The sequence below is a fragment of the Flavobacterium franklandianum genome, from assembly GCF_007097365.1.
Classification (GTDB): domain Bacteria; phylum Bacteroidota; class Bacteroidia; order Flavobacteriales; family Flavobacteriaceae; genus Flavobacterium; species Flavobacterium franklandianum.
Genome location: NZ_VJZR01000009.1, coordinates 99,187 through 111,656, shown reverse-complemented (window position 1 = coordinate 111,656; position 12,470 = coordinate 99,187). Strand labels below are relative to the sequence as shown.

The following is a 12,470-nucleotide window of genomic DNA, read 5'->3' as shown; positions in this document are numbered from 1 at the left end:
TCAAATTTTGGCAAATTTAAACAAACTTAATTTAAGAGGGATTTATTTTTTATATGCAAATTTGATCGTAAATTATATAGATGTAGAAACGAAATACCTGTTAAAATAAACTTTATGGGTTTGATAATCAATAGTTATAAGTCTTACAAAGCATATTTTAAAGTGATTCCAATCGTTCTTTGATCTCCTAATACTCCGGCATAGTGTCCTGAATTTCCACCAGCAGGTAATAACTGTTCGTAATAATCCTTGTTTAAAATATTACGTCCCCAGAAGTAAACAGACGAACCTTCGGAAGTACGAAAACCGAAACGGGTATTAAAAATAGCATAGCCATCTACAATTAAATATTTTGAAGCGGAAGGACTTGAAGAAAATTTTGAACGAGCATAACCATCTACTGCTACAAAAAACTTACCTGTATTTCCAAAGAATTTCGCAGTTTTAGTGTATTCTCCTCCTAAAGATCCAGCCCATTTTGAAGCACCGGGTAAATCCGTTCCTGAAACATCTTTGAACGATACTGTAGATCCAGTTTCTTCTAACGGAAGTGGTGCATTGGTAAATTTTACATATTTACCGTCTGTATATGTTGCAGCTCCATTAATGGTAAAATGATGGTTGATTATAATACTAGCATCTAACTCAGCACCTTTGACACGTACTTTGTTAGCATTGGCAAGATAGCCACGATTTATACCCAATTCTGCTGCTTGTACGTTAGTTTGAAAGTCATTAATTTCGGTGTTAAACAAAGTCAAATTCAAAATTGAGTTTTTGAAAGGAGATGTTTTTATACCCAATTCATAATGATTTACATCTTCGGGTTTAATTACGGCAAGATCAAGTGCTGGTTGACCTGAGACAGTTGGCAACCCTGCTACATTCACACCAATTGGTTTATAACTTTTTGCATAAGTGGCATAGGCATTGATTTTATCGGTTGCTTTATAGGTCACAGTTAAATTTCCAGAAAAGTCAGTATCATCAGCGCCAGCTACAAAAGATTGGTCGGTATAAACCAATTTTTTTAAAGCAATTAGAGCCGGATCATTAGTTTGAAGACCACCATACGTTTTACGGTCGTAATCGGCATCTTTATTATCGTAATTATATCTTAAACCCGGTAATACGTGCAAGCGATCGGTTATAGCCCAATCCAATTGACCAAATACTGCCGCGCTTGTTGAATGTATTTTTGCATTGGTATGAATTCCGTATCCTTCAAATAGGCCAGGTGTTTTCCACAATGCAGTATTGGTAGTACTTTGAGAAAAACGCCATTGCGCATTTCCAGATTCTTCTGTACCATCGATTTTGACAGTTTGGTCAATGAAAAATACACCAACAACACCACTTAATTTTGAGCTAAGTTGTCCTGCATAACGAATCTCTTGTGTAAATTGTTTGTGTTTTGCAGGGTTTTGTGATTTTGCAAGAACTTGTAAGCCTGTAAAATCCCTATCATTTGATGGATCCCAATTCCAGAATCTCCAAGCGGTTGTTGAAGTAAGAGTTCCTATTCCAATTTTTGTATCAACATTAAGAGAAACACCACCTAAATCTTGTCCCGAACGCCAAGGTGTATCTTGATCAATTTTGCGATCAAATGCGTTCAAGCTTGGAAGCTGGTAATTCAAATCGGCAATAATAGCATTAAATTGGCGGTAAGCTGCCCTATTTGTAGGAGCAACTCCAGCAACTACTTGCGCATATCCATCAGGGCGTTGCGTTGTAATATCTGCTGCCAAAGTAATATTGGTGTTTTCCGTTGGAGTAAAAAGGATTTGCCCTCTGATTCCTTGATTATTAAGCGTGTTTGTCGATTTTCCGGTTGCTATATTTTCAATTAAACCATCACGTTGCGTACCTGAAAAGGATAGACGACCCGCAATTTTTTGACTCAAAGGTCCTGTAATTGAAGCTTTGGCTTGAAGGTATTGGTAATTTCCATAGCTCACTTCAAAATCAGCTCCCGAAGTAAAACTTGGTTTACGGGTTGTTATGTTGAAAGCTCCCGAAGTCGTATTTTTTCCAAACAGGGAACCTTGTGGACCACGTAATACTTCAATTCGTTCTATATCAATAAAATCAAGTGTAGTTGCTGCTGGACGAGCATAATAAACTCCGTCAACATAGAATCCAACACCTGGTTCTATACCATCATTTGTAAGTCCAAAAGGAGAACCCAGACTACGAATGTTGATTCCAGTATTTCTTGGATTGGAGGAATATAATTGTACCGACGGAACCAGTTCTTTGATACGATTCACATTGAAAGCTCCAGCTTGTTCAGCTTGTTTGCCTGTTATAACTGAGATCGCAATTGGAACATCCTGTACTTTTTCTATTCTGCGTCTTGAAGAAACAACTACTTCGGATAGAATTTTTTCCTCACCCGTAGTAATAACAATTTGTAATGGACTAGTGGGTAGTTCGGTTATTTTAATTTCTTTAGTGTTAAATCCTGCATATTGTACAATAATTGTAAATGGAAGTTCTTTGGCCTCAATGGTAAATTTACCATTAACATCTGAAGTTGAATTAGTGGTAGTTCCTTTTAGAACTACATTAACACCTTCTATAGGTGAATCTTGTTCGTTTTTCAAGACTCCTTCTAGAGTACTTTGAGAATAAGAGGTGGTGAATATTAATATAAAAGTTATAGTCGAAATTGTTTTTGTATAGATAGTTTTCATCTGTATATAATATTTTTTTTATTGGAAGATGGAACGCCTTTAATCATATCCCTATTTTTTAATGATAATTGTCGTGGGCGTTTCATTATTATATTAATTATATGTAATTAGTAGAGTTTGTATTAAATTTTTTTTAAAAGCAACACGTACACATCATCATATAATCTTGTTTTTTAATTTTTATTAATTCTTTTTCTAAAAAGGCGAATTTGTTTGGACTCATTTTCATACTTTTAAATGGGTAATGTTATTAATGTTTTAAATTCTGGGACAAATATATAATTAATTCTATATAATTAGTAGAGTTTAGAAAATATTTTTTTATTTTTTTGCTAAAGATGCGATAGTAATGCCTTCCATCGCTACTAAAGTTTTTTCTCGAACAGCTATTAATCCCAGTCTTAATAGGCATTCCGACTCCGTTTTGCAATCGTGGCAAGGTTCGTAAAAATTTAATGAAGCACAAGGAAGAAGTGCGATTGCACCATCAAATAATCGATGAATATCGGCCAATGTTATCGTATTTTTCGATTTTATCAGATAATAACCTCCTAATTTTCCTTGCTTGCTGCTCACAAAATGTCCTCTTTTTAACTCCAATAAGATTTGTTCCAAAAACTTTTTGGGGATATTGGCACCTTCGGCAATTTCGATAGTCCTAGCAATGTAACTTTCTTCTTGCTGGGCTAAATAAAGTAGGGCTTTAAGTGCGTATTTGGTTTTTTGTGATAGCATTGGGAATGTTTTTTACAAATATAATAGTTATTTGATAGAATTAAAAATCACCAACTTCCACCAGAACCGCCTCCAGAGAAACCACCTCCGCCAAATCCTCCACCGAAGCCACCTCCACCAGAAGAACCGCCAAAGCCGCCTCCGCCAAAACCACCACCGCCACTGTTTCGACCCAAACTACTCAGGAGAATTACATCCAATAAACTTGGTCCGCCACCAGAATTTCCAGAATTTCCGCCGCCACCTTTTTTATTTCTAGACGCAAGTACAAGAACGATGACAACTATAATTATTATCGGTAAAATTGGAAAATTTTTGTTTTTATTTTGTTTTCTTTCGCCTTTGTATTTTCCTTTGAAAACATCAAACAGCGCATCGGCACCTTTGTCTAATCCTCTGTAATAACTACCTGCTTTAAATTCGGGAATGATGATGTTTCTGGTAATTTCTCCACCAATTCCAGCGGTTAATTTATCTTCCAGCCCATAACCTGGAGAGATCCAAATTTTTCTTTCGGCTTTCGCCAATAGAATAAGTACACCATTATCATTTTCTTTACTTCCTCCAATTCCCCAGGTTTGTCCCCATTTTGGAGTCAAAATCCCGATGTCTTCGCCTTTCAAACTTTCGATGGTAATAACGACGATTTGAGTTGAGGTAGAATCAGAATAGCGAATGAGTTTTTGTTCTAATTGCGTTTTCTCATCCGCGCTTAAAACATTGGCATAATCATAAACCGAAGTTTGGAAATCTGGTTTTGCAGGAATGTCAAATTGGGCAGAAACAACCTCGCAATGCAGAAAAAGAAGGGCTGTTAAATATAATAATAACTTTATATTTAGATAAGGTAACTTGTCTTCTCTTGTTTTTTTACTTCCCACTTCCCACTTCTGACTTCCCACTTCTAACTTCTGACTTATTTTCATTATCCTTTAGATATTTCGTTTGATAATTCATTCGTGTCACCTTCTTGATAAGGAAAGTATTTTTGCAATTGTTCGCCAGCTCTTGTAATGCCGTCAATTAATCCTTGCTTGAAATTCCCGATTTTGAATTCAGCAGCCATTGCCTCTTTGGTACAATCCCAAAAATCGGCAGGAACTACTTCGTTAATCCCTTTGTCTCCGCAAATAACAAAATTATGGTCTTCTACAGCCACATAAATCAAAACCCCGTTTTTGAGTTCGGTTGCATCCATTCCCAATTCGTGAAAAACTTCCAAAGCCCTGTCAAAAGGAACTTTGGAAGTTGTTTTTTCTATGTGAACTCTAATCTCGCCAGAAGTCGCTTTTTCAGCCATACGAATAGCTTCAACAACTGCTAGTTCTTCTTCTTTGGTTAAAAAATCTTCAACTTTTGACATTTATTTTGTTTTTTTTTAAGCCCCTCCTTTGGAGGGGTTGGGGAGGTTTTAGAATTTTACTTCAACAGGTTTATCAGCACCTTCAACCGCTTTGAAATAGGGTTTTTCTTTGTATTTTCCTAAGAAGATACTTTGTGGCATTGCCAAAACATAACCATTATATTCTAAAACCGATTCGTTAAAACGAGTTCTGGCAGTTAGAATTTGATTTTCTGTACTGGCTAATTCGTCTTGCAATTTCAAGAAGTTTTCGTTTGCTTTCAATTCAGGGTAACGTTCTACGGATACTAATAATTTTGATAAAGAACTGCTAACACCACTTTGAGCCGAGTTAAATGCAGCCAATTGTTCTGGAGTTACATTAGCAGGATCAATTGTTACAGATGTAGCTTTTGCTCTAGCTTCGATTACTGCTGTCAATGTACTTTTTTCGAAATCGGCAGCACCTTTTACCGTGTTTACTAAGTTTCCAATAAGGTCATTTCTTCTTTGATAAGCTGTGTTTACATTACCCCATTCTTTATTGACAGCTTGGTCTTTTTGCAAACCTGTATTCATTATTCCCATTACCCAAAAAGCAATGACTAAGATTAATCCAATTCCAATAATCCAAGGTAAAAATTTTTTAAAATCCATTTTTGTTTAATTTAAAGTTTAGTATTTATTTTTTGTTTTTAAAATCTGCAATGCTTCGCCAGTTTGCTGACGCTCGGTTCAAAAATCGTTAATCTACAATCAAAAATCTAAAGTTCATTTTTGATATTCGTCAACTGTACTTTTATGGTTTCCAGTTTGCTGATAATGTCAAATTTGTCCAAGGTTTTCTTTTGTCCTTCTTTCAAATGTGTTCTGGCGCCTTCGAGTGTAAAACCTCTTTCCTTTACCAAATGATAAATTAATTGCAGGTTTTTCACGTCTTCGGGAGTAAACATCCGGTTGCCTTTGGCGTTTTTCTTTGGTTTGAGAATGTCAAATTCACTATCCCAAAACCGAATAAGCGAGGCATTCACATCAAAAGCATTGGCGACTTCGCCAATGCTGTAATATCTTTTGTCTTTAGAAAGTTCAATATGCATATTATTTTAGTTCTTAAATATTATGAAATTCAGGTTTATTTCAACTTATTTCTAACGTGGTAATTTGTTCTCTATCTAGTTTGTTTCAATTCTACTTTTTTGTTGTCAATAAATAATCTGCAACTTACAGTAAAGAAACCTGATATATTTGCTTTAATACTAAGTTTTTCTCCTTGTTTATTGACTAAATTTCCTGTCATATTACTTGGAGTAATAAAATTTAGTTGTTCATCTTGCAATTCATTGTTTATATAAAGTTTTTCACCACTAATCCAACTATTAGTTATTTTAATTTCAGTCTCTTCGTATTTTGTATTCCATTCACTTTTCATTATTTAATATTTTTTAGTTTAGTTTTTCTTTTTTATTAAGCGATTAAATCTGAAGTTTTTCAACTTTAAACCTGAAAACTAGTCAAACGATTGGTTTTCCTGATTCGCCAATTTCGCAATAGCAACATATTCCACCGCCGAAATGTTTCCGTAATAAAAGTTGAGCGGATTGACCACTTTCCCATTTTTATGCACTTCGTAATGCAAATGTGGACCTTCTGATCTTCCGGTGCTTCCTACATAACCTATGATGTCACCCCGTTTTATGTGCTGTCCAGCTCTGCATTTGTACTTGCTAAGATGCGCATATAAAGTTTCATATCCAAAACCGTGTCGAATCACGATATGATTTCCAAATCCCGAAGCTGTATTGTCGGCTCTTGCCACAATGCCGTCTCCTGTGGCATAAATTGGAGTTCCCGTTTTAGAGGTGAAATCCATTCCTTCGTGCATTTTTCTCGCCTTGGTAAAAGGATCCGTTCGATATCCAAAACCCGAAACTCTACTTTTTAAATTCTCGTTTCTCACGGGTTGAATGGCCGGAATAGCTGCCAATAATTTATCTTTTGCCTTGGCCATTTTCAAAATATCGTCCAACGATTTCGACTGAATGGCGAGTTCTTTTCGGAGTACGTCAATCCTTTTTGTCGTATTGGTAACCAATTGCGAATTGTCGTAACCTTCTAAATCCTTGTATCGATCGACGTCCTTAAAACCTGCTTTTCGTTGCTCTTCAGGAATAGGCGAGGCATTAAAATAAACCCTGTATAAATTATTGTCTCTTTCTTCAATCAACCCAATAACATTATCCACTTCGTCCATTTTTTTGTCCAAGATAGCATAACGCAATTTTAAATTCTCGATTTCGCGAGCTTGTTTTTTATTTTTTGGAGTTTCAAAATAGGGAGTATTCAATAAAACAATGAAACTTAAAAGACCAAACAATGCCGAAGCCACTAAAAACAACAAAACAACTCCAATTTTCTTCCTGGTTTTGGTTATTATCTTTCTATAGGCTAGATTTTCGGAATCGTAATAATATTTTACTTTCGCCATATTTTAAAATACCCTATTTTTGCACATCGTAAAAAGGTTAGTCGAACAAATTTAGTAAATGTTTCATTTCTCACACCCTTTTTTCGATAATAAATATTTTAGTTACTGTTTTGAAATAAAGCGTCCAAATTTAGCGACGTTAGTTTGTTCTTTTTCAAGGCAAAAAATAGTTTAATAGTTTTTGCTATTGAAATATTTTTTAACAAAGAAAAAGGGCAAATGAGCAAGATAAATAGGATGGTTTTTAAAAAAATAGTAACTTAATGTGCCTTTTCCAGCTATTCGTTGCAAGTTCTCGTCTTGTAATCTTTTTTCTAATGAGCCAGCAGTAGCTTCCTTTGGTCGCTCTGCCACCTCAAGAAAAAATAGATTCCAAAACTTCGAAGCTTTCCACTGCAAACACAAAGTGTTCAGTGAACTCCGATGACAATAAGAGCGTGTGAGATAATCTGGGGCAAAAGTTGGTTCGTTGATTGACTTTTCGTAGATGCGAAAACCAATTAATCGATTAACCAAATAACCGAATAAACAATAAAAATGAAATCACAAGACGTACGCAAACAATTTCTAGATTTTTTCGAAAGCAAAGGACATCTAATCGTTCCTTCAGCGCCAATAGTTCTCAAGAACGATCCAACCCTGATGTTCAACAACTCAGGAATGGCGCAGTTCAAAGAATATTTCTTGGGTAACGCCACGCCGAAAAGCAAAAGAATAGCCGATACTCAAAAATGTCTTCGTGTTTCAGGAAAACACAACGATTTAGAGGAAGTAGGAATTGATACTTACCACCACACGATGTTCGAAATGTTGGGCAACTGGTCGTTTGGCGATTATTTCAAAAAAGAAGCCATCAACTGGGCTTGGGAATTGCTGACCGAAGTCTACAAAATACCAAAAGACATTCTGTACGTTTCCGTTTTTGAAGGAAATGCAGAAGAAAATGTTCCTTTCGACCAAGAAGCATATGATATCTGGAAAACCTTAATCGATGAAGACCGCATTATTCTTGGAAACAAGAAAGACAACTTCTGGGAAATGGGCGATCAAGGACCTTGCGGACCTTGTTCAGAAATTCACGTGGACATTCGTTCTGCCGAAGAAAAAGCCTTGGTTTCTGGAAAATCATTGGTAAACAACGACCATCCACACGTTGTCGAAATTTGGAACAACGTATTTATGGAATTCAACCGTAAAGCCGATGGTTCTTTAGAAAAATTACCAGCACAACACGTCGATACTGGAATGGGATTCGAACGTTTGTGTATGGTTTTGCAAGGTGTTCAATCCAATTATGATACGGATGTTTTTACACCATTAATCAGAGAAATCGAATTAATTACAGGAGCAAAATACACCATCAAAGCTTCCAACGAAGAAGAAGATAAAGTGAATATTGCCATTCGTGTCATTGCCGATCACGTTCGTGCCGTAGCTTTCTCTATTGCCGATGGTCAATTACCGTCGAATACGGGAGCGGGTTATGTAATCCGCAGGATTTTGCGTCGTGCGATTCGTTACGGTTTTACCTTTTTGAATACCAAAGAACCTTTTATATATAAATTGGTCGAAACTTTGAGCAACCAAATGGGAGATTCTTTCCCAGAAATAAAATCACAAAAAACACTTTGTACTAACGTGATTCGGGAAGAAGAAAATTCTTTTTTAAGAACATTAGATCAAGGTTTAGTTTTGTTAGAAAATATAATTACCAATTCAAAAGAAACTGTTATTTCGGGCAAAAAAGCTTTCGAATTGTATGATACTTATGGTTTTCCAATCGACTTGACGGCTTTGATTCTTTCGGAAAAAGGACTGAGTTTAGACGAAGCTGCTTTCGAATCGGAATTGCAAAAACAAAAAGAGCGTTCTCGTGCCGCTTCTAAAGTGAAGGCTGGCGATTGGCAGATTTTGTTAGATGATGAAGAACAGGAATTTATTGGCTACGATTATACTGAAGCCAAAGTGAAAATTACCCGTTACAGAAAAGTGGTAAGTGTAAAAGACGGAGAAATTTACCAATTGGTTTTCAATATGACGCCTTTTTATCCAGAAGGAGGAGGGCAAGTAGGAGATGCAGGAGTTCTAGAAACAGCTAATGGTGATGTGATTTATATTATTGACACCAAAAAGGAAAACAACCAAATCATTCATTTTGTAAAAGAGTTGCCGTCTAATTTGACCGAGATTTTCAAAGTTGTTGTAGCTCCAGATCGCAGAAGAAAATCCGCAGCGAACCATTCTGCTACACACTTGATGCACCAAGGGTTGCGAAGCATTCTGGGAACTCACGTCGAGCAAAAAGGATCTTTGGTTAATTCAAATAATTTGCGGTTCGACTTTTCTCATTTTTCTAAAATGACAGACGATGAATTGAGTCAAGTGGAAAATTTTGTAAATGCTCGAATTCAGGAGCAATTGCCTTTAATCGAGAGAAGAAGTATTCCAATTCAACAAGCTTTAGACGAAGGAGCTATGGCTTTGTTTGGAGAAAAATATGGAGATACCGTTCGCGCTATCAAATTTGGTGAAAGTATGGAACTTTGTGGAGGAATTCACGTGAAAAATACGGCTGAAATTTGGCATTTTAAAATTATCAGCGAAGGTGCAGTTGCAGCAGGAATTCGTCGTATTGAAGCGATTACGAGCGATGCGGTACAAACGTATTTTGAAACCCAAGAAAATATTTTGAGTGAAGTTAAGTCTGTTTTGAAAAACCCTCAGGATGTGGTAAAAGCGGTTCATTCGTTGCAAGATGAAAATGCAAAATTAAAAAAACAATTGGAAGTTTTATTGAAAGATAAAGCCAAGAATATGAAAGGCGAATTAGAACAAGAATTACAAGATGTTAACGGAATCCAATTTTTGGCCAAACAAGTCGATTTGAGTCCAGAAGGAGCAAAGGATTTGGCTTATGAATTGGGAACTTTAGGCAAAAATATTTTCTTAGTTTTGGCTACAGCCGAAGAAGGAAAACCAATGTTAAGCTGTTATATTTCGAAAGAATTAGTTGCCGAAAAAGGCTTGAATGCTGGACAAGTAGTTCGCGAATTAGGAAAATATATCCAAGGTGGAGGCGGTGGTCAGCCGTTTTTTGCAACCGCAGGAGGAAAAAAAGTGGAAGGAATTCAGGAAGCTTTAGACAAAGCGATTGATTTTGTGAAATAAAAAAATAAGTTTTTTAGTTAAAACCCTTTGAGTGCAGTTGTACTGAAAGGGTTTTGTTTTTAATATAAACATAGTTGACATTTTAAAGTGTTGGATGCAGGTTGAAATAGTAGTTCACCCGAAATATTGGGTTTGTAACGGTGAATATTGTAGTTTTTATTTTTATGAAGTTGATTTGCAAGCCAAAGAGAAGTCTTGATATTCAGAAAAGGCAAATTGGTTTTTATGTTTTATGAAAAAAGTAAAAGAAATAGTTTGCATTGTGATAGTTACTTTGATAACACTTTCTTCTTGTACAACCGAAGCTATTGGGCCTGTATTGATGTTAAAAAAGATTGTCGAAGTTTCAGTCGATGGCAGCTCTAGCAACACAAATCTTAATTATAATGGTAATAAAATCGTCAATATTGATAAAGTAGATGTTCTTTTGGAATTTTATTATACAGGAGATTTAATCACCAAAATAGTTGAGTTTAACAAATTAGCTTCTCATAAAAATACCTTAGAATATTCCTATTCAGATGGTAAATTGACCAAAATAATTTCGTCGGATGGTTACGTTATTAATTATATTCACAATAATGACGGCACAATTTCTTATGAAAAGCGTACAAAAGAGGCTGCTAATCTCGAAGTGAAAATCTATCACGGCGTTTTATCTTTCCAAAATGGAAATCTTATTAAAGACGATCAAATTTTAGACAATACAGGGAATGGAATTTTGTCAAAAAAGGAAATTAGTCTAGGATATGATAACACACAGAATCCTTTAAATAACATAGTTGGATTCAGTAAATTATTAAATTACCAACAAGCTATTTCGTTGAATAATAGTGTCGTTTATGTCGAAAGCTCAACGGTACAACTTATCAACGACGATCAAATTATTTCTTCCATAAAAAGAATCGACAGTAAATACCAATATAATTCAAATGGTTATCCAACCGAAATTGTATCAGAGAAAATTATATTTGGCGATACAGATTCTAAACATTTAAAGTCGCAATTATTCTACAATTAATTCTATTTTTGTAAAAAATAATTGATGCAATTCAGAACTAAAATTTCCATTCTTAAAAGCGACTACCCAATTGATTATAATGCTAAAATTATGTCTTTGGGTTCATGTTTTGCTGAGAATATGGCGGAGAAATTCGATTATTTCAAGTTCGAAAACTCTTGCAATCCATTCGGGATATTATTTCACCCTCTCGCAATCCAAAAATTTATTGATTTTGCTGTTTCTGGGAAACAATTTAGCGATGAGGACATCTTCTTTTATAACGAGCGTTGGCATTGTTTTGATGTGCATTCAGATATAAGTAATTCCAACAAGGAGAATTTTATTGCTAATTTGAATGCAATAATCTTATCTGCAAAACAACAAGTGCAAGAAGCTTCCCATATAATTATCACTTACGGAACTTCGTGGGTTTATCGTAATTTAGAAAGTAACGCTATCGTTGCCAATTGTCATAAAGTTCCGCAAAAGGAATTTAAAAAAGAACTATTGTCAGTTGAAACCATCAAAAAATCGATGCAAAATACTTTGGATTTAATCCAAAAAATCAATCCAAACGTCAATTTTATTTTTACGGTTTCACCAGTTCGTCATCTTAAAGATGGGTTTGTTGAAAATCAATTGAGCAAAGCCCATTTAATTACTGCTATTTATAAAATCTTGCAATCTGAAATCTGCAATCTGCAATCTGCAACCTATTTCCCTAGCTACGAAATAATGATGGACGAACTTCGCGACTATCGATTTTATGCCGAAGATATGATTCATCCCAATTCCGTTGCGATAGATTATATTTGGCAACGATTTTTTGAAACTTGTATTTCAGAAGAAAGTCATTCGATAATGAAAGAAGTCGAAACAATTCAAAAAGGATTGCAACACAGACCTTTCAATCCAAATTCTGAAAGTCACCAGCAATTTTTATCGAAACTCCACGATAAAACGGTGAAACTTCAAAATCATTTTCCTCAAATTCAATTTTAAAAAATACGTATTTCGTCGTATTGTTCCAATTGAGAT

At 35.3% G+C, this 12,470-nt stretch carries 11 protein-coding genes; 3 read left to right on the top strand and 8 right to left on the bottom strand.

What is annotated here, in order from left to right; translation table 11 throughout:
* Positions 1–143: 143 nt before the first annotated feature.
* The 8 genes from FNW17_RS11155 to FNW17_RS11120 all read right to left on the bottom strand — a co-directional run bounded on the left by FNW17_RS11155 (position 144) and on the right by FNW17_RS11120 (position 7,261).
* Entirely contained in the window at positions 144–2,699 is a 2,556-nt protein-coding gene (locus tag FNW17_RS11155; protein WP_144071669.1) for a TonB-dependent receptor, read from the bottom strand.
* A 321-nt stretch (positions 2,700–3,020) separates the two neighbouring features.
* Positions 3,021–3,434 (bottom strand): RrF2 family transcriptional regulator, encoded by a 414-nt coding sequence (locus FNW17_RS11150; protein WP_143389521.1) that lies wholly within the window; start codon positions 3,432–3,434, stop codon positions 3,021–3,023.
* A gap of 47 nt (positions 3,435–3,481) precedes the next feature.
* The gene (locus tag FNW17_RS11145; RefSeq protein ID WP_143389522.1) at positions 3,482–4,360 is read right to left on the bottom strand and encodes a TPM domain-containing protein; all 879 of its coding nucleotides are present in this window, start codon (positions 4,358–4,360) and stop codon (positions 3,482–3,484) included.
* Positions 4,360–4,797 (bottom strand): TPM domain-containing protein, encoded by a 438-nt coding sequence (locus FNW17_RS11140; protein WP_144071668.1) that lies wholly within the window; start codon positions 4,795–4,797, stop codon positions 4,360–4,362. Before FNW17_RS11140 ends, FNW17_RS11145 begins: the two co-directional genes overlap by 1 nt.
* 48 nt (positions 4,798–4,845) lie before the next feature.
* Positions 4,846–5,433 (bottom strand): LemA family protein, encoded by a 588-nt coding sequence (locus FNW17_RS11135; protein WP_144071667.1) that lies wholly within the window; start codon positions 5,431–5,433, stop codon positions 4,846–4,848.
* Between the two features lie 107 nt (positions 5,434–5,540).
* Complete coding sequence (locus tag FNW17_RS11130) at positions 5,541–5,873, bottom strand: MerR family transcriptional regulator (RefSeq protein WP_143389525.1); 333 nt, start codon at positions 5,871–5,873, stop codon at positions 5,541–5,543.
* A 71-nt stretch (positions 5,874–5,944) separates the two neighbouring features.
* Positions 5,945–6,205, bottom strand: coding sequence for a hypothetical protein (locus tag FNW17_RS11125; protein WP_143389526.1), 261 nt, complete (start codon positions 6,203–6,205; stop codon positions 5,945–5,947).
* Positions 6,206–6,283: 78 nt separating this feature from the next.
* Positions 6,284–7,261: a M23 family metallopeptidase gene (locus FNW17_RS11120; protein WP_143389527.1), complete on the bottom strand. Its 978-nt coding sequence runs from the start codon at positions 7,259–7,261 to the stop codon at positions 6,284–6,286.
* 537 nt (positions 7,262–7,798) lie between these two features.
* On the opposite strand from FNW17_RS11120, the gene alaS reads away from it, so the two are divergent.
* From alaS to FNW17_RS11105, 3 genes are all read left to right on the top strand, one after another.
* Positions 7,799–10,429, top strand: coding sequence for an alanine--tRNA ligase (alaS, locus tag FNW17_RS11115; protein WP_144071666.1), 2,631 nt, complete (start codon positions 7,799–7,801; stop codon positions 10,427–10,429).
* 232 nt (positions 10,430–10,661) lie between these two features.
* Positions 10,662–11,450 carry a hypothetical protein gene (locus FNW17_RS11110; protein ID WP_144071665.1) on the top strand — a complete coding sequence of 263 codons (789 nt, stop codon included), beginning with the start codon at positions 10,662–10,664 and terminating at the stop codon, positions 11,448–11,450.
* 24 nt (positions 11,451–11,474) lie between these two features.
* Positions 11,475–12,434: a GSCFA domain-containing protein gene (locus tag FNW17_RS11105; protein WP_143389530.1), complete on the top strand. Its 960-nt coding sequence runs from the start codon at positions 11,475–11,477 to the stop codon at positions 12,432–12,434.
* Positions 12,435–12,470 lie beyond the last annotated feature (36 nt).

Bases quoted from the DNA above. Each gene is read 5' to 3' on its own strand.
- FNW17_RS11155 (WP_144071669.1), bottom strand. From the start codon at position 2,699: ATGAAAACTATCTATACAAAAACAATTTCGACTATAACTTTTATATTA.
- FNW17_RS11150 (WP_143389521.1), bottom strand. From the start codon at position 3,434: ATGCTATCACAAAAAACCAAATACGCACTTAAAGCCCTACTTTATTTA.
- FNW17_RS11145 (WP_143389522.1), bottom strand. From the start codon at position 4,360: ATGAAAATAAGTCAGAAGTTAGAAGTGGGAAGTCAGAAGTGGGAAGTG.
- FNW17_RS11140 (WP_144071668.1), bottom strand. From the start codon at position 4,797: ATGTCAAAAGTTGAAGATTTTTTAACCAAAGAAGAAGAACTAGCAGTT.
- FNW17_RS11135 (WP_144071667.1), bottom strand. From the start codon at position 5,433: ATGGATTTTAAAAAATTTTTACCTTGGATTATTGGAATTGGATTAATC.
- FNW17_RS11130 (WP_143389525.1), bottom strand. From the start codon at position 5,873: ATGCATATTGAACTTTCTAAAGACAAAAGATATTACAGCATTGGCGAA.
- FNW17_RS11125 (WP_143389526.1), bottom strand. From the start codon at position 6,205: ATGAAAAGTGAATGGAATACAAAATACGAAGAGACTGAAATTAAAATA.
- FNW17_RS11120 (WP_143389527.1), bottom strand. From the start codon at position 7,261: ATGGCGAAAGTAAAATATTATTACGATTCCGAAAATCTAGCCTATAGA.
- alaS (WP_144071666.1), top strand. From the start codon at position 7,799: ATGAAATCACAAGACGTACGCAAACAATTTCTAGATTTTTTCGAAAGC.
- FNW17_RS11110 (WP_144071665.1), top strand. From the start codon at position 10,662: ATGAAAAAAGTAAAAGAAATAGTTTGCATTGTGATAGTTACTTTGATA.
- FNW17_RS11105 (WP_143389530.1), top strand. From the start codon at position 11,475: ATGCAATTCAGAACTAAAATTTCCATTCTTAAAAGCGACTACCCAATT.